Annotated in this window: 19 protein-coding genes; 7 read left to right on the forward strand and 12 right to left on the reverse strand. The window is 69.6% G+C overall.

Annotated elements, in window-relative coordinates:
• Positions 1-4: 4 nt before the first annotated feature.
• Positions 5-1,045, reverse strand: coding sequence for an NAD(P)H-dependent flavin oxidoreductase (locus RAMLITH_RS02575; RefSeq protein ID WP_168105755.1), 1,041 nt, complete (start codon positions 1,043-1,045; stop codon positions 5-7).
• 73 nt (positions 1,046-1,118) lie between these two features.
• Positions 1,119-1,907: a YecA/YgfB family protein gene (locus RAMLITH_RS02580; protein WP_181017736.1), complete on the reverse strand. Its 789-nt coding sequence runs from the start codon at positions 1,905-1,907 to the stop codon at positions 1,119-1,121.
• 111 nt (positions 1,908-2,018) lie between these two features.
• Between RAMLITH_RS02580 and RAMLITH_RS02585 the strand changes: the two genes are divergently transcribed.
• Both RAMLITH_RS02585 and RAMLITH_RS02590 read left to right on the forward strand, forming a co-directional pair.
• Positions 2,019-2,921, forward strand: coding sequence for a hypothetical protein (locus RAMLITH_RS02585; protein WP_168105757.1), 903 nt, complete (start codon positions 2,019-2,021; stop codon positions 2,919-2,921).
• Positions 2,918-4,009 carry an RNA methyltransferase gene (locus RAMLITH_RS02590; RefSeq protein WP_337786094.1) on the forward strand — a complete coding sequence of 364 codons (1,092 nt, stop codon included), beginning with the start codon at positions 2,918-2,920 and terminating at the stop codon, positions 4,007-4,009. The genes RAMLITH_RS02585 and RAMLITH_RS02590 overlap by 4 nt, the downstream gene beginning before the upstream one ends.
• Here the strand turns inward: RAMLITH_RS02590 and RAMLITH_RS02595 are convergent.
• The 3 genes from RAMLITH_RS02595 to RAMLITH_RS02605 form a co-directional block, all read right to left on the reverse strand.
• Positions 3,943-5,571 (reverse strand): PEP/pyruvate-binding domain-containing protein, encoded by a 1,629-nt coding sequence (locus tag RAMLITH_RS02595; RefSeq protein ID WP_168105759.1) that lies wholly within the window; start codon positions 5,569-5,571, stop codon positions 3,943-3,945. The two genes, RAMLITH_RS02590 and RAMLITH_RS02595, sit on opposite strands and share 67 nt — an antisense overlap.
• Entirely contained in the window at positions 5,568-7,508 is a 1,941-nt protein-coding gene (locus tag RAMLITH_RS02600; RefSeq protein ID WP_168105760.1) for a phosphate transport regulator, read from the reverse strand. The genes RAMLITH_RS02595 and RAMLITH_RS02600 overlap by 4 nt, the downstream gene beginning before the upstream one ends.
• Before the next feature lie 123 nt (positions 7,509-7,631).
• Positions 7,632-8,540, reverse strand: coding sequence for a 2-dehydropantoate 2-reductase (locus tag RAMLITH_RS02605; protein ID WP_168105761.1), 909 nt, complete (start codon positions 8,538-8,540; stop codon positions 7,632-7,634).
• A gap of 109 nt (positions 8,541-8,649) precedes the next feature.
• On the opposite strand from RAMLITH_RS02605, the gene RAMLITH_RS02610 reads away from it, so the two are divergent.
• Together RAMLITH_RS02610 and RAMLITH_RS02615 are read left to right on the forward strand one after the other, a co-directional pair.
• The gene (locus tag RAMLITH_RS02610) at positions 8,650-9,423 is read left to right on the forward strand and encodes a TSUP family transporter (protein WP_168105762.1); all 774 of its coding nucleotides are present in this window, start codon (positions 8,650-8,652) and stop codon (positions 9,421-9,423) included.
• Positions 9,424-9,443: 20 nt separating this feature from the next.
• Complete coding sequence (locus RAMLITH_RS02615; RefSeq protein WP_168105763.1) at positions 9,444-9,905, forward strand: EVE domain-containing protein; 462 nt, start codon at positions 9,444-9,446, stop codon at positions 9,903-9,905.
• 3 nt (positions 9,906-9,908) lie between these two features.
• On the opposite strand, the gene RAMLITH_RS02620 is transcribed toward RAMLITH_RS02615, so the two are convergent.
• Genes RAMLITH_RS02620 through clpS form a run of 3 tightly spaced genes read right to left on the reverse strand, consistent with a single transcriptional unit; the run spans position 9,909 to position 13,205 of the window.
• Positions 9,909-10,406 (reverse strand): hypothetical protein, encoded by a 498-nt coding sequence (locus RAMLITH_RS02620; protein ID WP_168105764.1) that lies wholly within the window; start codon positions 10,404-10,406, stop codon positions 9,909-9,911.
• 32 nt (positions 10,407-10,438) lie between these two features.
• Positions 10,439-12,784, reverse strand: a complete 2,346-nt coding sequence (gene clpA, locus RAMLITH_RS02625; protein WP_168105765.1) for an ATP-dependent Clp protease ATP-binding subunit ClpA — start codon at positions 12,782-12,784, stop codon at positions 10,439-10,441.
• Between the two features lie 52 nt (positions 12,785-12,836).
• Positions 12,837-13,205 carry an ATP-dependent Clp protease adapter ClpS gene (clpS, locus tag RAMLITH_RS02630; protein ID WP_168105766.1) on the reverse strand — a complete coding sequence of 123 codons (369 nt, stop codon included), beginning with the start codon at positions 13,203-13,205 and terminating at the stop codon, positions 12,837-12,839.
• A 255-nt stretch (positions 13,206-13,460) separates the two neighbouring features.
• On the opposite strand from clpS, the gene RAMLITH_RS26005 reads away from it, so the two are divergent.
• Positions 13,461-13,787, forward strand: coding sequence for a cold-shock protein (locus tag RAMLITH_RS26005; RefSeq protein WP_168105767.1), 327 nt, complete (start codon positions 13,461-13,463; stop codon positions 13,785-13,787).
• A gap of 72 nt (positions 13,788-13,859) precedes the next feature.
• Here the strand turns inward: RAMLITH_RS26005 and RAMLITH_RS02640 are convergent, their stop codons facing one another.
• Both RAMLITH_RS02640 and icd read right to left on the reverse strand, forming a co-directional pair.
• Positions 13,860-15,563 carry a cation:proton antiporter domain-containing protein gene (locus tag RAMLITH_RS02640; RefSeq protein WP_168105768.1) on the reverse strand — a complete coding sequence of 568 codons (1,704 nt, stop codon included), beginning with the start codon at positions 15,561-15,563 and terminating at the stop codon, positions 13,860-13,862.
• A 144-nt stretch (positions 15,564-15,707) separates the two neighbouring features.
• Positions 15,708-16,961 (reverse strand): NADP-dependent isocitrate dehydrogenase, encoded by a 1,254-nt coding sequence (icd, locus tag RAMLITH_RS02645; protein ID WP_168105769.1) that lies wholly within the window; start codon positions 16,959-16,961, stop codon positions 15,708-15,710.
• Between the two features lie 248 nt (positions 16,962-17,209).
• Between icd and RAMLITH_RS02650 the strand changes: the two genes are divergently transcribed.
• Together RAMLITH_RS02650 and RAMLITH_RS02655 are read left to right on the forward strand one after the other, a co-directional pair.
• The gene (locus RAMLITH_RS02650) at positions 17,210-17,404 is read left to right on the forward strand and encodes a hypothetical protein (RefSeq protein ID WP_168105770.1); all 195 of its coding nucleotides are present in this window, start codon (positions 17,210-17,212) and stop codon (positions 17,402-17,404) included.
• A 68-nt stretch (positions 17,405-17,472) separates the two neighbouring features.
• Entirely contained in the window at positions 17,473-17,922 is a 450-nt protein-coding gene (locus tag RAMLITH_RS02655; protein ID WP_168105771.1) for a DUF192 domain-containing protein, read from the forward strand.
• A gap of 76 nt (positions 17,923-17,998) precedes the next feature.
• Here the strand turns inward: RAMLITH_RS02655 and RAMLITH_RS02660 are convergent, their stop codons facing one another.
• Together RAMLITH_RS02660 and xseA are read right to left on the reverse strand one after the other, a co-directional pair.
• On the reverse strand, positions 17,999-18,583 hold the full coding sequence (locus tag RAMLITH_RS02660; RefSeq protein ID WP_168105772.1) for a superoxide dismutase: 585 nt from the start codon (positions 18,581-18,583) through the stop codon (positions 17,999-18,001).
• A gap of 40 nt (positions 18,584-18,623) precedes the next feature.
• Positions 18,624-19,919: an exodeoxyribonuclease VII large subunit gene (gene xseA / locus RAMLITH_RS02665; RefSeq protein WP_168105773.1), complete on the reverse strand. Its 1,296-nt coding sequence runs from the start codon at positions 19,917-19,919 to the stop codon at positions 18,624-18,626.
• Positions 19,920-20,003 lie beyond the last annotated feature (84 nt).

Below are 20,003 nucleotides of genomic sequence, written 5' to 3' on the forward strand. Positions count from 1 at the left end.
GGCCTCAGCGGCAGATTCCGCGAGCGAGTTCCTGCGTCAGCACGGCCGCCGGCAGCTCCCGGCACCCGCCGGTGTCCTGGCCGGCCCACAAGGGCGAGAAATCGCTGCTGCCGCGGCTTTCCGCCGCAGCGCGCAAGGCGCCCATGCGTGCCGCTGCCAACGGGAACGGCGGCGCCGCCGGGCTGATCGGTCCCAGCTCGCGGATGACCCGGTTGACGATGCCGCGCGCCGGCCGGCCGGTGAACACGTTGGTCACGGCCGTCACCCGCGCTCCAGGAGACTTCAGCGCCTGCCGGTGCAGGGCTGTCGTCGTCGCTTCCGGGCACAGCAGGTAGGCCGTGCCGACTTGCACCCCCGCCGCCCCCAGCTCCAGCGCGGCCGCGACGCCTTCCGCATCGGCAATGCCGCCGGCGGCGATCACCGGCGTCTTCACTGCCCGCACCAGTTGCCGCACCAGGGCCAAGGTGCCGACCTGCCCCGCGAGGTCTTCCGACAGGAACATGCCGCGATGGCCGCCCGCCTCCAGGCCCTGGGCGATGATCGCGTCGACGCCGCGCTCCTCGAGCCACAGCGCTTCGTCCAGGGTGGTGGCCGAGGACACGACCTTGGCGCCCCAGCCGCGCACTCGCTCGAGCAGGTCGGCGGCTGGCAGGCCGAAATGGAAGCTCACGACCGGCGGCCGGAATTGCGCCAGCAGGTCCGCGGCAGCGGCGTCGAACGGCACGCGCGCCGGACCGCCTGCCACCTCCGCATCGAGCCCCAGCTCCGCGAAATACGGGGCCAGCTCGTCGCGCCAGGCCGAGTCGCGGGCGGCGCTCGCCTGCGGCGGCGCGTGGCAGAAGAAGTTGACGTTGAACGGCCGGTCGGTCTGGGAGCGGATCGCCGCGAGTTCCTTGCGCAGCGCGTCGGCGCCCAGCATCGCGCACGGCAGCGACCCCAGCCCGCCGGCATTGGAAACCGCCACCGCCAGCGCGCTGCCCTGCACGCCCGCCATGGGCGCCTGGACGATGGGCAGATCGATGCCGAAAAGCTGTTGCAAGGTCATGGCTGGGTTCCGCAGAAACCGTGATCGTGGTCGAAGTGCCCGCCGCTGTAAACACGCTGCACGCACAGTGCGGTCATGCCGCCCCGCAGCACTTCTTGTATTTCTTTCCGCTGCCGCAGGGACAGGGATCGTTGCGGCCGGGCTCGGGCGCCTTGCGGATCGTCTCGACCGGCGTGCCCACGCTCTTCCACAGCAGGCGCAGGTCGTATACGGCCCAGATCGCCGCGCCGAAATCGTCCAGCCGCTGCTCGCTGACGCTGGGCGGGCCGCTCTCGTCGACCATCGACACCGTCGGCGGATCGCGGTCCTCGCCCGCCACCCGCACGATCGCCGACAGGGCGTCGTCCAGTATCCTGGCCGCCTCCTCGTTGCGCGGCGGCGCCCAGTCGTCGGGCCAGGTCTCGACGGCGTACATGTACCCCAGCGCCCAGATCTGGCCGTAGGCCGGCAGGTTCGCCATGTCGGTGTCGCCCCGCTCCGCCTCGGGCAGGGAGAGCACCGCGCCGCGCGTGTCCAGCACTTCGGGCTGGTAGGTGCGCTCGTCGTCGAGCCGTTCCACCGGCGCGTCGAGCGCCGCGGCCACCTCGGTCCAGCGCCGCTTCCAGCGCCAGACGAACTCCATGTGCGCCATCGGATTGAAGTCCTCGCCCAGCAGCACGGGCCAGTACTCCTCGGGCGGAACCGGCCGGGGGGCACAGACCAGGGCCGCGAGAAAGCCTTCGCAGAACTCCCACTGCGGCGTTTCGGGGTCGACTTCGCGCAGCGCGTCCAGTTCGGCGTCCTGCGCGTCGAAGTCGTCGGGGCCCAGCGGCTGCGGCCCGGGCGCGGCGGGCGCGGGCGGCGGTGATGTCGGAGCGTTCATGGACCGCGGATTGTGCCTCCACCGGCAACCCATCCATGGCTTGCCTCCGCCGGCAGCGAGACGGTGCGGCTACCATCGGACGTTGTTCCAGCCAAGCAGGAGACTTCCCCAATGAAAAACGCCTGGCCGCTGCTGGCCGCGATCGCCCTGGGCGGCTGCGCCGCGCCGGGGACCATGGAGGTGATGGGCACCCGGCCGTCCTATCTCCCGGCGACGACCGAGTCGGTGCCGAACGCGGCGGCCCTGCAGCGCCGCATGTGGGTCCCTGGACTCGACGCCGACTACGTGCCCCAGGGCCTCACCAGCGCCGGACCGCACCTGTTCGTCAGCAGCTACAAGCCGACGCCGGACCTCAAGGCGAACACCGGTCCCTGCCGCGTGTTCCGCATCGAGATCGCCACCGGCAAGCCGGCCGGCCATTTCGACATTCCGCCCGGCACCTGCACCCATGCCGGCGGCCTCGGTCACGCCGGTGGCGGCAAGCTGTTCCTGGCGGATACCCGGGCGGTGTTCCTGATCGACGTGGACCGGGCGCTGGCCACGGGCACGTCTGCCGGCGCGTCGAAGATGGTGAAGATCACGGGCGAGCTGCGCGGCTCCTATGCCGCCTTCGACGGCACGCATGCCTGGATCGGAACCTGGACCAAGGACCAGGCGAAGGCGCGGATGTTCCGGCTGGACCCGCGCCTCTTCGACGAACACGACGGGCAGACGGTCGATCACGCCCGGGCGCTCGAATCGATCCCGGTGCCGCTGGAGGCGCAGGGCGCCACGTTCGACAAGGCCGGCAACCTGTGGGTCTCCGCCAGCAACAGCCGCTGGGGTCGCCTGTACCGCCTGGATCGGCAGGGCGCCGTGAAGGCGCAGTACGAGCTGCCCGCCGGGCTGGAGGACCTCACCATCGACGATGCTGGACGGCTGTGGGGCCTGTCGGAGTCGGGCACGCGCAAGTACCTCGCATGGGACACGAAGTTCCCTTACCTGTTCCAGATCGACGTGGCGCGACTGAAGTGACGCTCGCCGCGGCCGCGAAGATCGAGGACGTCAGGCAGCGGCTGCGCGCCGCCGGGGCCGGTGCGGCCCACGAAGCGCGCGTGCTGCGGTTGTGGGCACAGGCCCTGCCGCAGGACAGCGGACGGCGGCGCCTGGAGGACTTCATGCCGCGGTCGCTGCGCTCCGCGCTGCCGGACATCGAGGCGCAGCTGGAGGGGCTGGCCCGGCTGCAGTCCGCGCATCCGGCCGCCGACGGTTCCGAGCGCCTGCTCGTGGCGCTGCCCGACGGCCAGACCGTCGAGAGCGTGCTGCTGCCACGCGAGGGCTTGTGCATCTCATCGCAAGTCGGCTGCGCCGTGGGCTGCGTGTTCTGCATGACCGGACGCGACGGCCTCGTGCGCCAGCTGGGCAGCGCGGAGATGGTGGCGCAGGTCGCCCTGGCACGCCGCCGCCGCACGGTGAAGAAGGTCGTGTTCATGGGGATGGGCGAACCGGCCCACAACCTCGACAACGTGCTGGAGGCGATCGAGCTGCTCGGCACCGCCGGCGGCATAGCCCACAAGAACCTGGTGTTCTCCACCGTGGGCGACCCGCGCGTGTTCGAGCGGCTGCCCCAGGGCCGCGTCAAGCCGGCGCTGGCCCTGTCGCTGCACACGACGAGGCCGCAGCTGCGAGAGCGGCTGCTGCCGCGCGCGCCGCGCATGACGCCGCAGGAGCTGGTCGGCGCGGGCGAGCGCTATGCCCGCGCCAGCGGCTACCCGATCCAGTACCAGTGGACGCTGCTGGAGGGCGTCAACGACGGGCCGGACGAACTCGACGGGATCGTGCAGTTGCTGGCCGGCAAGTACGGCGTGCTGAACATGATCCCGTTCAACGCCGTCGACGGGCTGGACTTCCAGCGGCCCTCGTGGGAGCGGGCCGCCGCCATCGCGCGAACCCTGCACCGGCGCGGCGTGCTGACCAAGCTGCGGCAGTCGGCCGGCCAGGACGTGGAAGGCGGCTGCGGCCAGTTGCGGGCGCGGGCGGCGCGACAGCAGGCCGGTCAGGCCGAAGTCAGGGTGGCGCTGCGCCGCAACGCCACCAGCCGCGCGAGCAGTTCCTCGGGATAGTCCACCTGCACCCGCGCCGCGCCGCCATGGACGGTGCCCTCGTTGCCGTCGAGCGTGAGCAGGTCGCCTTCATGCAGCGTGGCCCCGCCGACGGTGATGCTGCGGGCGGCCTCGTCGATCGCCAGTTCGGCACAGCCGACCAGGCAGACCTTGCCCATCTGGCGCGCGACCACGGCGGCGTGCGAGGTCCGTGCGCCGCGCTGCGTGAGCAGGCCGGTGGCCAGTTCGAGTGCCGCGATATCGCTGGTTTCGGCGTCCCGGCGCACCAGGACCACGGGCACGCCGGCGGCGTTGCGTGCGGCCGCCCGGGCGTGATCGAGCGCGATCTCGCCCACCGCGACGCCGCTGCTCGCCGTCGCCGCTCGGGCCAGCGGAACGAGCGGTTCGCCACCCTCGGCCACGATGCGCCGCTGGCCGAGCGCTTCGCGGTCCAGCCCGTGCGTGCGCTGCAGCGCCAGCGCGGCGTCGATCCCGCCTTCGTCCAGCAGGTCCAGCGCGATGCGCGCCGCCGCGCGCCGGGTGCGCTTGCCGGAGCGGCTTTGCAGCAGGTACAGGCGCCCTTCCTGCACCGTGAACTCGAAGTCCTGCATGTCGCCGAACGCGTGCTCCAGTTCCTGCGCCGCGTCTGCCAGCGCCTGCCAGACCTGCGGCAGCACGCTGGCCAGTTCCTCGTGACCGTTGGCGCTGCGGCGGCCCGACACGACGTCCTCGCCCTGGGCGTCGAACAGGAAGTCCACCCACAGCCCCGGCGCGCCGGTGGCCGGATCGCGCGTGAAGCCGACGCCGGCGCCGGACTGGCCGCCGGCGTTGCCGAACACCATGGACTGCACCGTCACCGCCGTGCCCGGCGTGTCGGCGATGCCGTTGAGGTGCCGGTACTCGCGCGCCTTCGGGGCGTGCCACGAGCCGAGCACGGCGGCGATCGCGCCGCCCAGCTGCTCGGCCGGATCCTGCGGGAAGGGCCGCCCGGCCCGCTCGGCGTAGAGCCGCAGGAAGCAGTGCGTGATCGCGCGCAGCTCGGCGAAGTCGGGTTCGCCCCCGGCGCGGCCGCCCGCCACGTCGCCGGCGGCGGAATCGAACGCCTGTGGCGGGATGCCGGCGACGGTTTCGCCGTAGCCGGCCACGAGGCGGCGGTAGGCGTCCCACACCAGGCGCGGGTTGCCCGTGCGGCGCAGGAGCCCGCCGAGGGTGGCGTCGCACAGGCCGATGTTCAGCAGCGTGTCCATCATCCCCGGCATCGAGACGGCCGCGCCCGATCGCACCGACAGCAGCAGCGGCCGGCGGGGGTCGCCGAGCCGCTGGCCGGTGGCCTGTTCGAGGGCGTGCAGCCCCGCCGTCCACAGGTAGCGGCCAGCCGCGGGCGGCCCCTTCCCGGCGGCGGCGCCGTAGCGCGTGCCAATGACGAACGCCGGCGGCACCGGCAGCGACAGCTGCGCCATGCGCAGGAGGTTCCAGGCCTTGTTGCCCATGGTCTGCGCCGACGGCACGCCGCAGGTCGCGCCAGGCCCCTTGCAACCGATCAGGTAGACCTCGGGCGGAAGATCGAAGGCCGGCGTGCTCATCCCCGCACTCCCGCCTTGTCGAAGGCCAGGTCGCGCAGGGCATAGGCCGCGGCGAGCTGGCGATCGGACGTCAGTTCCAGCACGCAGGCCAGATCGTTCGCGAGCATCAGCGACGGCGCGTCGCGCACGGCGCCGATGATCACGCGCCTGGCGTCCCGCAGCAGCGAATCGCACTGCCGCTCGGCCTGCAGCACGCGCCAGGTGGCGCGCAGGAACGCGTCGTTGTCCATCGCTTCGCTGGTGGCGCTGAGCGTGCGCGCGATGGCCAGCGCCTTGACCTGGTCCTGCGTGGCTTGCAGCACGGTGGCCGCGAGCCGCGCGAGCAGCTTGCGCACGTTGTCGTTCCAGCCGTTCACGTGCTGTTCGGCGGTGAGGCTGATGAGAAAGGCCGCTTCCTCCAGCGCATCGGCGACGTCGTCGGACTGCTCCATCATGCGGGCGACCGGCCGCCAGCGAGGTTGGCGCTCCGCCTTCTCCCGCGCCTGCATCACCAGGTGGTCGGCCCTGCGCTCCCACGCCTTGGCGCGCGTGGCCAGCTCGCGCGACGCCTTGCCGGAGCGTTCGGCCCCGTGCGCCAGCCCGTCGCTCACCGCCTGCGCCAGCGAGTGGCAGTACGCGGCATGCTCGGCCAGCAGGTCGAACTCGCTGGTGCGCTGGCGCACGTGCTGCGGCAGCAGCATCCGCGTCTCGTCCGCCACCAGCGCGGCCGGCTGGCCGCGCCGCAGCGCGTCGCACGCCAGCTGCATCACCGCGAGCAGGAAAGCGTGGGCGTCGGCGTTGCCGATCACCTCGTCGAGGCGGTCGCCGATCTGGAACGCGCCTTCGCCGGCCGCCTGCATGGCGGCGAACACCAGGCGCTCGCCGCCCGCCTGCAGCCAGGCGCGGTGCCCGATGTCGAGCCTGGCGGCCTCGGCCAGCACGGCGATCGCCTCGTCCTTGCCGACGAACGCCTGCAGCCGCTTGCGCGCCCGGTTCCAGTCGATCAGGAACACGATGCGCGAGCCTATGCCTTCCAGCGCCGCCTCCAGCGCCGCCTCGTCGGCGCAATCGAACTGCGCGGTGCCGACGCTGTAGGCAGCGCCCTGGTTCAGCGCCGCGTCGGTGCGCGATTGCACCTGCGACCACTTCGCGCCGAAGGGCACCAGCAGCGACTGGAAGAACTCGAAGCGGATGCGGTGCAGGTCGGAATAGGTGAGCGTGATGGTGCGGTCGGCCACCTGCAGCACCAGCACGTGGGCGTCGTTGGTGCCGATGTCGTTCTGCAGCAGCAGCCGTTCGCCGTCGCGCGTGGCCGCAGTGTCCAGCCCCGGATGGTCGAACTTCAGCGCCGCCGTGCGGTTCAACCCGCGCATGAAGGCGGCCACGCGCGTGCGGTCCTGCGGCTGCAGGTCCCAGACGTTGGCGCCGTCTATCACTTCGCTGGCCAGTTCGCCGGCCAGCTTGTTGATCTGCTTGTGCAGGTCCATCACCAGCAGGTGCACGCTGTCGCCGTCGCCGCGCCGCCCGCGGGTGAGCGCGTCGACGTGGCGGGCGCTCAGCCGATCCGCCGGCAGCGCGCGCAGCCAGTCGAGCCAGTGCTTGACCCGGGCCGCGTCGGCGCTGTCGCCCGCGGTTTCGACCACGGGCCTCGCCATCGTGCCCAGGTCTTCCTCCAGGCCCCTGACCAGCCGCGGCATGTCCGGCAGCAGCAGGTCGTCGTCGACCTTGCGCGCGGCGGCGGCAACGTCGTGCAGCCAGGCGCCGTCCAGGCCGGCGGCAGCGAATTCCCTGGCGAGGTCGGGCACTTCGCCGGCCGGATGGGCCGCGTGCGCGGACGCGGTCTGGAAGACCGTCAGGTAGCCCTTGAGCCGGTCGTTCGCCGCCAGGGCGGCCTTGACCCAGGCCGGCAGCATCAGCCGGTGTTCGCCGAGGGAGGAAACCGCTTGTGTCTTGCGCATACGCCGCGGGGTCGCTGGCCCCGTCGGCAACAATGGTTGGGCCAGGCCGGCGGCGCATTGATGTGGCGCAAGCTCAGCAGCCGATGCGGGCCGGTGGCGGCCCCCGCCCTGCCCGCGCGAGGGTCAGGCGTGCGGAAGCTCCAGCAGCTTCACCAGAGCCCACAGGACCCGGTTGGCGGGCGTGGGAATCCCGTGCGCGGCGCCGCGGCGGACCACCAGACCGTTCAGGTGGTCGATCTCCGTCGGCTTGCCGCGCGCGAGATCCTGTGCCGTCGAGGACGACTGCGTCGGCATGGTGGCGACGAGGCGGCGCACGGCTTCGTGCATGTCGCCGGGAAGCTGCACGCCCTCGGCCCGGGCGACGGCAAGACACTCGTCGACCACGTCGGCCATCACCTCGGGAATGCCCGGGCTCGCCACGTTGTCGCCATAGGGCCGCTGGGCGATGGCCGAGACCGCGTTGTAGGCGCAATTGATGATCAGCTTGGCCCACAGCGCGCCGCGCACGTTGGCCGAGACCTCCGTCGGCACGCCGGCGGCGGCAAGGGCCTGCGCCACGGCGGCGCTGCGGTCGGACGGCTCGATCACCAGTTCGCCGCGGCCATGGTGCTTCACGTGGCCGGGGCCGGCCATCTCGGTGGCGACGTAGACGACGGCGGCGGCCACCTGCCGCGGCGGCAGCACGGTGCGCAGGCGCTCGGCGTTGTCCACGCCGTTCTGCAGGCACAGCACCAGCGCGTCGGGGCCGAGGAACGGCCTCAACTCGTCGCCGGCGGTTTCGGTGCCGGTCGACTTGACGCAAAAGAGCACCACGTCCGCGCCCTGCACGGCCGCGGGGTCGGCGCTGGCGGCGACGCGCACGCGCTCGTCGAAGGTCCTGGTCTCCATGCGCAGGCCGTCGCGGCGAATCGCTTCCACATGCCCGGGCCGGGCGATCAGCGTCACGTCGTGGCCGGCGCGCGCCAGCAGTCCGCCGAAGTAGCAGCCGACGGCGCCGGCGCCCATCACGGCGACCTTGAAGGTATTCGTCATGGCGCCGGATTCTAGAGTCCGGCTGCTGCCGGGCTCACGCGATAATCGCGGCCGCAATGCATCTCCCCACCGCCCACTCGCAGCGGCCCGGCTCCACCGCGACCGCCGCATGACCGCCTGGCAGGTCGTCGCCTTCCTCGCCTGCGTGGCGGTCGCCACCAGCGCCCAGCGCATGACCGGCTTCGCGCTGGCCCTCATCCTCCTGGGCCTCACCAGCCTGCTGGAACTGGCGCCGCTGCCCGACGTCGCCAACGTCGCCATGGTGCTGTCTCTCGCTAACGCGATCATCGTGCTGCGCACCGCCCACCGTTCGGTGGACTGGTCGGTGCTGCGCGCCACGGCGTGGGGCACGGTGCCCGGCGTGGCACTGGGCGTGGCGCTGCTGGGATGGCTGGATGCCGGGCTCGTCGTGGCGCTGCGGCTGTTGCTCGGGCTGGTGATCATCGCCTGCGCCCTGGTCGTCCTGATGCGCACGAAGCTGCTGCCGCAGCGCTCGTCCAACGCCTCGTTCGGCGGGTTCGGGCTGCTGTCGGGGCTGCTCGGCGGCCTGTTCTCGGCGTCCGGGCCGCCGCTGGTCTACCAGTACTACCGGCAGCCGATGGCGCTGCCCGCGCTGCGCGACACGTTGACCGGCGCACTGGCCGTCAGCTCGCTCCTGCGCCTGGTCATGGTCGTGCCGACCGGCCAGTTCAGCGCACGTTCGATGATGTTGTGCGCCTTCGCGCTGCCGCTCACGACGGCGATCACCTGGTGGTTCCAGCGCCACCCCCCCGGGTGGTCGCGGGCCGCCGTGCTCAAGCTGGTGTGCGCGCTGCTGCTGGTGACCGGCACCGGCCTGGTCGTGCCGGCGGCGCAGGCGCTGCTCGCCCGCTTCGCGGCCTGATGGCGCGGCAGAATCCCGCCATGAGTTACTGGCTGATGAAGTCCGAGCCCGACGAATGTTCCGTCGACGACGCGCTGGCGGCGCCCCGCGCGACCGTGCCCTGGACCGGCGTGCGCAACTACCAGGTCCGCAACTTCATGCGCGATGCGATGCGGGTCGGCGACGGCGTCCTGTTCTACCACTCCAGCTGCGCCGAACCGGGGATCGCCGGCATCGCTCGGGTGGCGTCCGCCGCCCGGCCCGATCCCACCCAGTTCGACCCGCGTTCGCCGTACCACGATCCCGCCGCGAAGCCGCAGGCGCCGCGCTGGCTGCTGGTCGACGTGCAGGTGCTGCGCAAGGTGCCGCTCATCACGCTCCCGGTGCTGCGCGCCAACCCCGAACTCGCCGACCTGCTGGTGCTGAGGAAGGGCAACCGGCTCTCGATCACGCCGGTGGAGCCGCGGCACTGGGACGCGATCCTGAAGATGGCCGGCGGCTGACCGCTACCCTTCGCCCGCGGAGGCGGCTGCGGCCCCCGGCGCGGGTCCGGGCACCGGCGCATCGCGCCAGTGGGCGCGCAGCTCGGCGGCCTCGGCTTCGATGAATTCGACGAACGCGTCACCGGGCCGCAGCCGGTGCATCTCGATGTAGTGGCGCAGGCAGTCGCTCCACGACCAGCCGCGATACACCAGCTCGCGGACGCTGGCTGGCTGGCCGCAGAGGCGGCAGAAGGTGCGGTCGCGGTGGTACAGCTTGCCGCTGTGGTGCACCCGGGCTTCCACCAGGTCCAGGTGCGCGAGGAACGCCACGGCATCCGGCTCATCCCAGCCATCCGCTTTCGGATAGCCGGCCTCGTAGACGCGCAGCGGGTAGAAGCCTTCACGCTGGTGGCGGCTGACCACCACGGCGGAAAAACGTCGACCTCCGAAACTTCTCGCGTGCATTACGGAAGAGTACAGCAGAAGGATAAGAAAAAAGCCGCCCGAAGGCGGCTCGTGCATGACCAATATCAACCCCGCGCGCGGGGTGCGGCCTACTGGTTGTCGCTGGAGATCTCTTCCGGCTCCGGCTTGGCGCGGCCTTCCTTCTTCGGCAGCGGCTGGATGTCCAGCAGGACCTCGGACTGCTCCGCGCCCTTCTCGTCGGTCTTGACGTCGATGTCCACCGTCAGGCGGCCACCTTCGGTCAGCCGGCCGAACAGCAGCTCGTCGGCGAGGGCCCGGCGGATGGTGTCCTGGATCAGGCGCTGCATCGGCCGCGCGCCCATCAGCGGATCGAAGCCCTTCTTGGCCAGGTGCTTGCGCAGCTTGTCGGTGAAGGTGACTTCCACCTTCTTCTCGGCCAGCTGCTGCTCCAGGACCAGCAGGAACTTGTCGACCACGCGCAGGATGACCTGCTCGTCCAGCGACTTGAAGCTCACGATCGCGTCGAGGCGGTTGCGGAACTCCGGCGTGAACAGGCGCTTGATGTCGGCCATCTCGTCACCGGCTTCGTGCACGTTGGTGAAGCCCATCACGGCCTTGTTCAGCGACTCGGCGCCCGCGTTGGTCGTCATGATGATGATGACGTTGCGGAAGTCCGCCTTGCGGCCGTTGTTGTCCGTCAGCGTGCCGTGGTCCATCACCTGCAGCAGCACGTTGAAGATGTCCGGGTGCGCCTTCTCGATCTCGTCGAGCAGCAGCACCGCGTGCGGCTTCTTGCTGATCGCCTCGGTGAGCAGGCCGCCCTGGTCGAAGCCGACGTAGCCCGGAGGCGCGCCGATCAGGCGGCTCACGGCATGGCGCTCCATGTACTCGGACATGTCGAAGCGGATCAGCTCGATGCCCATGATGTAGGCGAGCTGCTTGGCCGCTTCGGTCTTGCCGACGCCGGTGGGGCCGGAGAACAGGAACGAGCCGATCGGCTTGTCGCCCTTGCCCAGGCCCGAGCGCGCCATCTTCACGGCGCCCGCCAGCACTTCCAGCGCCTTGTCCTGCCCGAACACCACGCTCTTGAGGTCACGCTCCAGGTTCTGCAGCTTGCCGCGGTCGTCGTTGGACACGTTGGCCGGCGGAATGCGCGCGATCTTGGCCACGATCTCCTCGACCTCGGTCCTGGAAATCGTCTTCTTGCGCTTGTTCACCGGCAGGATGCGCTGCGCGGCGCCCGCCTCGTCGATGACGTCGATGGCCTTGTCCGGCAGGTGCCGGTCGTTGATGTACTTGGCCGAGAGTTCGGCGGCCGCCTGCAGCGCGTTGGCCGCGTACTTGACGCTGTGGTGCTCCTCGAAGCGCGACTTCAGGCCCTTGAGGATCTCGATCGTCTCCTGCACGCTCGGCTCCACCACGTCCACCTTCTGGAAACGCCGCGACAGGGCCGCGTCCTTCTCGAAGATGCCGCGGTACTCGGTGAACGTCGTCGCGCCGATGCACTTCAGCGTCCCGGACGACAGCGCCGGCTTGAGCAGGTTGGAGGCGTCCAGCGTTCCGCCCGACGCCGCGCCGGCGCCGATCAGCGTATGGATCTCGTCGATGAACAGGATCGCGTTGGGCTTGTCCTTCAGCGACTTGAGCACGCCCTTGAGGCGCTGTTCGAAGTCGCCGCGGTACTTGGTGCCGGCCAGCAGCGCGCCCATGTCGAGCGAGTACACGTTCGACTCGGCGAGGATCTCCGGCACCTCCTTCTGGACGATGCGCCAGGCCAGGCCTTCCGCGATCGCGGTCTTGCCCACGCCGGCCTCGCCGACCAGCAGCGGGTTGTTCTTGCGCCGGCGGCACAGGATCTGGATGACGCGCTCGACCTCGTACTCGCGACCGATCAGCGGGTCGATCTTGCCGTCCTTGGCGGCCTGGTTCAGGTTCTGCGTGAACTGCTCCAGCGGCGAGGCCTTCTCGTTCTTCTCGCCGCCTTCCTCGCTCTCGCTGGCGCCCGGCTCGCCGCCCTTGGCCGGCTCCGGCGGATCGCTCTTCTTGATGCCGTGGGCAATGAAGTTCACGACGTCCAGCCGCGTGACGCCCTGCTGGTGCAGGTAATAGACGGCGTGCGAATCCTTCTCGCCGAAGATGGCGACCAGCACGTTGGCGCCGGTCACTTCCTTCTTGCCGTTGCCGGTGGACTGCACGTGCATGATCGCGCGCTGGATGACGCGCTGGAAGCCCAGGGTCGGCTGGGTGTCCACGTCGTCGGTGCCGGCGACCTGCGGGGTGTTGTCCTTGATGAAATTGGAAAGCGACTTGCGCAGATCGTCGATATTGGCCGAGCATGCGCGCAGCACTTCCGCCGCGCTGGGATTGTCCAGCAGGGCAAGCAGCAGATGCTCCACCGTGATGAATTCGTGGCGCTGCTGCCGTGCCTCCACGAACGCCATGTGGAGGCTGACTTCCAGTTCCTGGGCAATCATGTGATTTCCTTTTGCCTTCCTGAGTACTACTTTAAATCGGTTCGACCCGGCTTTACTCGACCGGTTCACTCACGCACTGCAGGGGATGCCCTGCTTGACGAGCGGCTTCCTGGACCTGCTCGACCTTGGTCGCGGCGACGTCGCGCGAGTACACGCCGCAGATACCTTTTCCGTCCAGGTGGATCTTCAGCATGATCTGGGTGGCCGTCTCGCGGTCCTTGTTGAAGAACTCCTGGATCACGACGACGACGAACTCCATCGGCGTGTAGTCATCGTTGAGCATGACCACCTGGTACATCTGCGGCGGTTTCGTCTTCTGCGTCTTGCGTTCGACCACCACCGACCCGCCATCATCCTCCTTCGGCCTGGTCCGGGGCGCGACTGGGGCGGGAACGGGGGGTTTGCTGGCCATGAAAATCATTCTATCGAGGGGGGTTCCGCGCTGCAGCCTTCCGGTGACTTGGTGCCGCAGACGTCACATTCAAGCGACAGGCCGCCCGCCGGTGCCATCTATTTTCGTTTCTTCGTGCCAGCGGATTTCAGCTTCGCGACCGGCGGTCCCGGCCTTGCCGCACCCCATATCACAGCCGAAAACTTTAGTATGTGAAAAGATTGACACAAAGCCCATGAACCTCGACACTTGGTGCGGTCAAGAGGGAAAACAAGGGGCCGAGGCATGGCGACCGGTACAGTCAAGTGGTTCAACGACGCAAAGGGCTTCGGCTTCATCGAGCCCGACGGCGGCGGAGCGGATGTCTTCGCGCATTTTTCCGCGATCGCGATGGAAGGTTTCAAGACCCTCAAGCAGGGCTCGCGCGTGACTTTCGACATCACCGAAGGACCGAAGGGCCAGCTGGCCCAGAACATCCACACGACCGACGTGGTCGCATCGCCGCCGCCGCAGCCGATCGCCACGCAGCCGACGCCCGACCGGCCGGCACGCCACTCCAAGGTGCGGGCACCGCAGTTCCATGCCTCCGGGCATGACTCGGCGACCAAGTAGACCGGCCGCCTCCAGGAGCCAAGCCGCCATCGGGCGGCTTTTGTGCGCCCGCCGACGCCACGCGGCGCGGCATCAGGCCCGCGCTGCCCGGTCGAAACGCCGCAAGACGTGGGCCGTCATGCCCTTGGCCAGTTCCTCCTCCCCGAAGAAGACCGTCCCGACCCGGTCGCGGCGCAGCAGGGCCGACTCGTCCTCGTTGTGCGTGCGCACCACGACCTCGATGCCGGGATTGAGCTGGCGGGCCGTCTCGGCCATCTTGCGCACGCCCAGGGTGTCGGGCGTGGCGATGACGAGCATGGCCGCATCGGCGATGTGCGCCTGGATCAGCACCGCCGCGTCCGCGGCGTCGCCGGAAACGGCCGCCACTCCTTGCCCGCGCAGGTCTTCCACCAGTTCGCGGTTGCGCTCGGCGACGACGTAGGGAATGTCGCGCTCGCGCAGCGCCTGCGTGATGCGCCGGCCGACACGGCCGTAGCCGACCAGCACCACCTGACCCTCGAGGTACTTGCGCTCGGTGCTCGTTGGCAGTTCCGCGAACGGGTCGTCGCGGCTTTCCAGCTGGCGGGCCAGCGCGGAACGCCGCAGCACCCAGTCGCTGAAGGGCCGGATGGCCCGGAACACCAGCGGATTGAGCGCGATCGAGATCAGCGCGCCCGCCAGCACGAGGCTCATGCCCTCCTGCGGCAGCAGGCCCAGCGACAGCCCCATGCCGGCGAGGATGAACGAGAACTCGCCGATCTGGCCCAGGCTCGCGGCCACCGTCAGCGCGGTGTTCAGCGGATAGCGGAACGCGAGCACCAGGCCGGCCGCCGCGATCGACTTGCCGACGATGATGATGGCGACCACGGCCACCACCCTCAGCGGCTGCTCCATCAGCACCATCGGGTCGAACAGCATGCCCACGGACACGAAGAACAGGACCGCAAACGCGTCGCGCAGCGGCAGCGACTCGCCCGCGGCGCGGTGGCTGAACTCCGACTCGCGCATCACCATGCCGGCAAAGAACGCGCCCAGCGCGAACGACACGCCGAACAGCGCTGAGGCGCCATACGCAATGCTGATGGCGGCGGCAACCACCGAAAGCGTGAACAGCTCGCGCGAACCGGTGCGCGACACGTGCCACAGCAGCCAGGGCAGCACCCGGCGTCCGGCGATCAGCATGATGGCGACGAAAGCCGACACCTGCAGCAGCGTCTGCGCGACCGTCTGCCACAGCGGCTCGGCGCCGGCGGCCGGAGCCGTCCTGCCGCCGAGCACGCCGGCCAGCGGCGGCAGCAGCACCAGCACGATCACCGTCGCCAGGTCTTCCACCACCAGCCAGCCCACGGCGATGCGGCCATTCATGGTGTCCAGGACGCGCCGCGCCTCCAGGGCCTTGAGCAGCACCACGGTGCTGGCGCACGAGAGCGAAAGGCCAAAGACGAGGCCGGCGCCGGCCGGCCACCCCCAGCTCCAGGCCGCGCCCATGCCCAGAAGCGTCGCGATGCCCATCTGGACCACGGCGCCGGGCACGGCAATCCGCTTGACGGCCAGCAGGTCGTCCAGCGAAAAGTGCAGGCCGACTCCAAACATGAGCAGCATCACGCCGATCTCCGCCAGCTGCGACGCGATCCCCACATCCGCCACGAACCCCGGCGTCGCCGGCCCGATGGCGATGCCCGCGAGCAGGTAGCCCACGAGCGCCGGGATCCGGACGCGCTCGGCAAGAAAGCCGAAAACGAGGGCGAGCCCGAAGCCCGCGGCCAGGGTGGTGATCAGTGAAACGTTGTGGTGCATCAGGCGTCGTGTTGCGATCGTCGGGACGGGGGATCACCGCATCTTAGGGGCGCGCCGCTGCGGCGTGGCCGTACGGCCGCGCGCAGCAAAAAGCCGCCCGGAGGCGGCTCTTGTCTTTCCGCGGGCCGGTGCGGCCCGGCCAGATCACATGTTGTCGATCATCACCTGGCCGAAGCCGGAGCAGCTCACCTGCGTCGCGCCGTCCATCAGGCGGGCGAAATCGTAGGTCACCTTCTTGCTCATGATCGACTTCTCCATCGAGCTGATGATCAGGTCGGCCGCCTCGATCCAGCCCATGTGGCGCAGCATCATCTCGGCCGACAGGATTTCGGAACCCGGGTTCACGTAGTCCTTCCCTGCGTACTTGGGCGCCGTGCCGTGGGTGGCTTCGAACATCGCGACCGTGTCGCTCAGGTTCGCGCCGGGCGCGATGCCGATGCCGCCGACCTGCGCGGCCAGCGCGTCGGAGATGTAGTCACCGTTGAGGTTCAGCGTGGCGATCACGCTGTACTCGGCCGGGCGCAGCAGGATCTGCTGCAGGAAGGCGTCGGCGATGACGTCCTTGACGATGATCTCGTTGCCGGTCTTCGGGTTCTTGAACTTGCACCACGGACCGCCGTCGATCTCCACCGCGCCGAACTCCTTCTGCGCCAGCTCGTAGCCCCAGTCCCGGAAGCCGCCTTCCGTGAACTTCATGATGTTGCCCTTGTGGACCAGCGTCACGCTGGGCTTGTCGTTGTCGATCGCGTACTGGATCGCCTTGCGCACCAGCCGGGTCGTGCCTTCCTTCGAGACCGGCTTGATGCCGATGCTGGAAGTCTCCGGGAAGCGGATCTTCTTGACCCCCATCTCGTCGATCAGGAACTTGATGACCTTCTTCGCCTTGTCGGTCTGGGCTTCCCACTCGATGCCGGCGTAGATGTCCTCGGAGTTCTCGCGGAAGATGACCATGTTGGTCTTCTCCGGCGCCTTCACCGGCGACGGCACGCCGCGGAAGTACTGGATGGGCCGCAGGCAGACGTACAGGTCGAGCTCCTGGCGCAGCGCGACGTTGAGCGAGCGGATGCCGCCGCCGACCGGCGTCGTCAGCGGGCCCTTGATCGACACCACGTATTCACGCGCGGCCCGCAGCGTTTCCTCGGGCAGCCAGACGTCCGGGCCGTAGATCTTGGTCGACTTCTCGCCGGCGTAGATCTCCATCCAGTGGATCTTGCGCTTGCCGCCGTAGGCCTTGGCCACCGCCGCGTCCACCACCTTCAGCATCACCGGCGTGATGTCGTAGCCGGTGCCGTCCCCTTCGATGTAGGGAATGATCGGCTGGGCGGGGACATTGAGGGACATGTCCTTGTTGACGGTGATCTTCTCGCCCTGGGCGGGGACCTTGATGTGCTGGTACATGGGGAAAACTTCTCCGGAAGAGTGAGGAAGTGGGTTCGGCCGCTGGCAAAACCATGGAATTCTAGCGTTGAACATCGCACGCCTCGGTGGCCGCCGCCCCGCGCCACGGGTCGGTTGTTGATACGCGTCAAGCCGGGCCCGCTGCGGCGCCCGTGTCAACCATTCACCGCCGCGCTCCGTTACTCGTGGGCCTTCCGCTTTCCTGGAGGGACTCTCCCCACCACCCCCATCCCGAAAGGATTCCAGCCATGAACAAGCTCCTCGCCGCCCTGGTCGCCACGCTCTTCGCCGCCACCACTGCCTTCGCGCAGGCGCCGGCGCCGGCCGCCGCCGCCTCGGCCCCCGCCGCCAAGAGCGAGAAGAAGGTCGAAAAGAAGGCCAAGGCCAAGACCAAGAAGTCGGCAAAGAAGGCCGTGAAGAAGACCGAAGAGAAGAAGGCCTGACCCCGCACCGCCTCCCAACCAATGCCCGCGCGAGCGGGCATTTTTTTTCTGGCCGCCACAATAGCCGCATGAAGATTCGCCACGTCCTGCTTTCCCTCGCCTGTGCCGCCGCCCTGCTGCCGGCGGCCGCCCAGGAACCGCAGATGAACCTGCCGCGCGTCAAGCTCGCCGCCGGCATGCACCAGATCGACGCCCAGGTGGCGGGCACCCCGGACCAGCGCATGATCGGCCTCATGTTCCGCAAGGAGATGCCGCAGCACGAAGGCATGCTGTTCGTGTTCGAGCAGCCGTCCCAGCAATGCTTCTGGATGCGCAACACCTTCCTGCCGCTCACGGCCGCCTTCGTCGCGGACGACGGCACGATCGTGAACCTCGCCGACATGAAGCCGCAGACCGAGGACTCGCACTGCTCGGCGAAGCCGGTGCGCTACGTGCTGGAGATGAACCAGGGGTGGTTCGCGAAGAAAGGCATCAAGGCCGGCGCCAAGCTGAGCGGGCCGCCGTTCAAGAACCAATAAAGGACAAGGGCCGCGCAGCGGCCCTTTTTTCATCCTTGGCCAAAGGCGTCCCCGGCCGTCTTTTCCATTGAGCGCCTTACCCGCCGAAATTCTTCTGCGCGAACTCCCAGTTCGCCAGCTTGTCCAGGAAGGTCTCCACGAACTTCTGGCGCAGGTTGCGGTAATCGATGTAGTACGCGTGCTCCCACACGTCCACCGTCAGCACCGCCTTGTCCGCGGTGGTCAGCGGCGTGCCGGCGGCGCCCGTGTTGACGATGTCGACGCTTCCGTCCGGCTTCTTCACCAGCCAGGTCCAGCCCGAGCCGAAGTTGCCGACGGCCGATTTCACGAACGCTTCGCGGAAGGCCGCGTAGCTGCCCCACTTCGCGCTGATCGCCTGCGCCAGCGCGCCGGTCGGTTCGCCGCCGCCATTGGGCTTCATGCAGTTCCAGAAGAAGGTGTGGTTCCACACCTGGGCCGAGTTGTTGTAGATGCCGCCGGAGGACTTCTTGATGATCTCCTCGAGCGTCATGTTCTCGAACTCGGTGCCCTTCTGCAGGTTGTTGAGGTTCACCACGTACGCGTTGTGGTGCTTGCCGTGGTGGAACTCCAGCGTCTCCTTGGAGTAGTGCGGCGCCAGGGCGTCGATGGCGTACGGCAGCGGGGGCAGGGTGTGTTCCATGGTGTTCCTCTCTTGGATATGTTGGTCTGCGTCGGCGATTCTATGAAGGATTGCACGGTCGCGTCACCGTGACGGGAATGTCTCCGTCCGCGACGCTCGCGACCAGCGGCTGTCCGGCATGCACCCGGGCCACGCTCGTCACCGGCTTGCCGGACGCGTCCGCGAGCAGCGCGTAGCCGCGTTGCAGGACCAGGCGCGGGTCCAGCAGGTCGAGCCGCAGGCGGGCGCGCTCGAGCGCGTCGGCGCCACGCCGCAACCGCTCGCGCGCCACGCCCTGCAGGTCGACGTCCAGCGCCATGAAGCGGCGCGTGTCGGCCTCCAGCCGCCGGTGCACCGCGAACCGCAGCCGATGCGCGGCACGCCCGAGACGCGCCTGCTGCGCCGCCATCCGCGCCAGCGGCCGCCCCAGCCGCGATGCCGCCTGGTCGAGCCGCTCACCGGAAAGGTCCAGCCGGCGGGCCACGGCCCGGTCCAGCCGCTCCTGGACCGCGGCCAGCCCTTCCAGCCAGGTCTCGCGCGCCTGCGCAGCCAGTTCGGCGGCCGCCGTCGGCGTGGGTGCGCGCAGGTCGGCGCAGAAGTCGGCAATCGTGAAGTCGGTCTCGTGGCCGACGCCGCAGATCAGGGGCACCGGGCTGGCGACGATCGCGCGCGCGAGGCGCTCGTCGTTGAAGGCCCATAGGTCCTCGATCGAGCCGCCCCCGCGCACCAGCAGGATCACGTCGATCGTGCCGGCCTGCGCCAGCCGGTACAGCGCCTGCAGCGCCTGCACCAGTTCGCCGGGAGCCTGCGCGCCTTGCACCGCCGCCGGCGCCAGCACCACCGGCACGTGGCAGGCCCGCCGGCGCAGCGCCGTCACGACGTCGTGCAGCGCCGCGGCGCCCGGCGACGTGACGATCCCGATCCCGCGCGGCAGCACCGGCACCGGGCGCTTGCGCCCAGGCTCGAACAGGCCCTCGGCTTCCAGCCGGGCCTTCAGCCGCAGGAACTGCTCGTACAAGGCGCCCTGCCCTGCCGGCCGCATGCTCTCGACGATCAGCTGCAGGTCGCCGCGCGGCTCGTAGACGCCCAGCCGGCCGAGCACTTCCACGCTGTCGCCCTCGCGTGGCCGGAACTCCAGCAACTGGGCGGCCCGCCGGAACATGGCGCAGCGGATCTGTCCCTGCTGGTCCTTCAACGAGAAGTAGCAATGACCGCTGGATGCGGCCGTGAAGGCCGAAATCTCGCCGCGGACGGCGACCGGGTTGAATCTCGCCTCCAGGCTGTCAGCAATGGCGCGGCACAGCGCCCCGACCTGCCAGATTCGCGGCGTGGTTGCTGGGCGCGAGGGCTCAGCCATGAGGCGCGGCGCCGCTTTCCAGGGGGCTCGGGCCGGAAAAGAGTCCACAAGAGGTCATCTTTACGGTCACGTCCGCTGCCCTTC

The organism is Ramlibacter lithotrophicus, from assembly GCF_012184415.1.
Taxonomy (GTDB): Bacteria; Pseudomonadota; Gammaproteobacteria; order Burkholderiales; family Burkholderiaceae_C; genus Ramlibacter; species Ramlibacter lithotrophicus.

Bases quoted from the DNA above. Each gene is read 5' to 3' on its own strand.
- RAMLITH_RS02575 (WP_168105755.1), bottom strand. From the start codon at position 1,045: ATGACCTTGCAACAGCTTTTCGGCATCGATCTGCCCATCGTCCAGGCG.
- RAMLITH_RS02580 (WP_181017736.1), bottom strand. From the start codon at position 1,907: ATGAACGCTCCGACATCACCGCCGCCCGCGCCCGCCGCGCCCGGGCCG.
- RAMLITH_RS02585 (WP_168105757.1), top strand. From the start codon at position 2,019: ATGAAAAACGCCTGGCCGCTGCTGGCCGCGATCGCCCTGGGCGGCTGC.
- RAMLITH_RS02595 (WP_168105759.1), bottom strand. From the start codon at position 5,571: ATGAGCACGCCGGCCTTCGATCTTCCGCCCGAGGTCTACCTGATCGGT.
- RAMLITH_RS02600 (WP_168105760.1), bottom strand. From the start codon at position 7,508: ATGCGCAAGACACAAGCGGTTTCCTCCCTCGGCGAACACCGGCTGATG.
- RAMLITH_RS02605 (WP_168105761.1), bottom strand. From the start codon at position 8,540: ATGACGAATACCTTCAAGGTCGCCGTGATGGGCGCCGGCGCCGTCGGC.
- RAMLITH_RS02610 (WP_168105762.1), top strand. From the start codon at position 8,650: ATGACCGCCTGGCAGGTCGTCGCCTTCCTCGCCTGCGTGGCGGTCGCC.
- RAMLITH_RS02615 (WP_168105763.1), top strand. From the start codon at position 9,444: ATGAGTTACTGGCTGATGAAGTCCGAGCCCGACGAATGTTCCGTCGAC.
- RAMLITH_RS02620 (WP_168105764.1), bottom strand. From the start codon at position 10,406: ATGCACGAGCCGCCTTCGGGCGGCTTTTTTCTTATCCTTCTGCTGTAC.
- clpA (WP_168105765.1), bottom strand. From the start codon at position 12,784: ATGATTGCCCAGGAACTGGAAGTCAGCCTCCACATGGCGTTCGTGGAG.
- clpS (WP_168105766.1), bottom strand. From the start codon at position 13,205: ATGATTTTCATGGCCAGCAAACCCCCCGTTCCCGCCCCAGTCGCGCCC.
- RAMLITH_RS26005 (WP_168105767.1), top strand. From the start codon at position 13,461: ATGGCGACCGGTACAGTCAAGTGGTTCAACGACGCAAAGGGCTTCGGC.
- RAMLITH_RS02640 (WP_168105768.1), bottom strand. From the start codon at position 15,563: ATGCACCACAACGTTTCACTGATCACCACCCTGGCCGCGGGCTTCGGG.
- icd (WP_168105769.1), bottom strand. From the start codon at position 16,961: ATGTACCAGCACATCAAGGTCCCCGCCCAGGGCGAGAAGATCACCGTC.
- RAMLITH_RS02650 (WP_168105770.1), top strand. From the start codon at position 17,210: ATGAACAAGCTCCTCGCCGCCCTGGTCGCCACGCTCTTCGCCGCCACC.
- RAMLITH_RS02655 (WP_168105771.1), top strand. From the start codon at position 17,473: ATGAAGATTCGCCACGTCCTGCTTTCCCTCGCCTGTGCCGCCGCCCTG.
- RAMLITH_RS02660 (WP_168105772.1), bottom strand. From the start codon at position 18,583: ATGGAACACACCCTGCCCCCGCTGCCGTACGCCATCGACGCCCTGGCG.
- xseA (WP_168105773.1), bottom strand. From the start codon at position 19,919: ATGGCTGAGCCCTCGCGCCCAGCAACCACGCCGCGAATCTGGCAGGTC.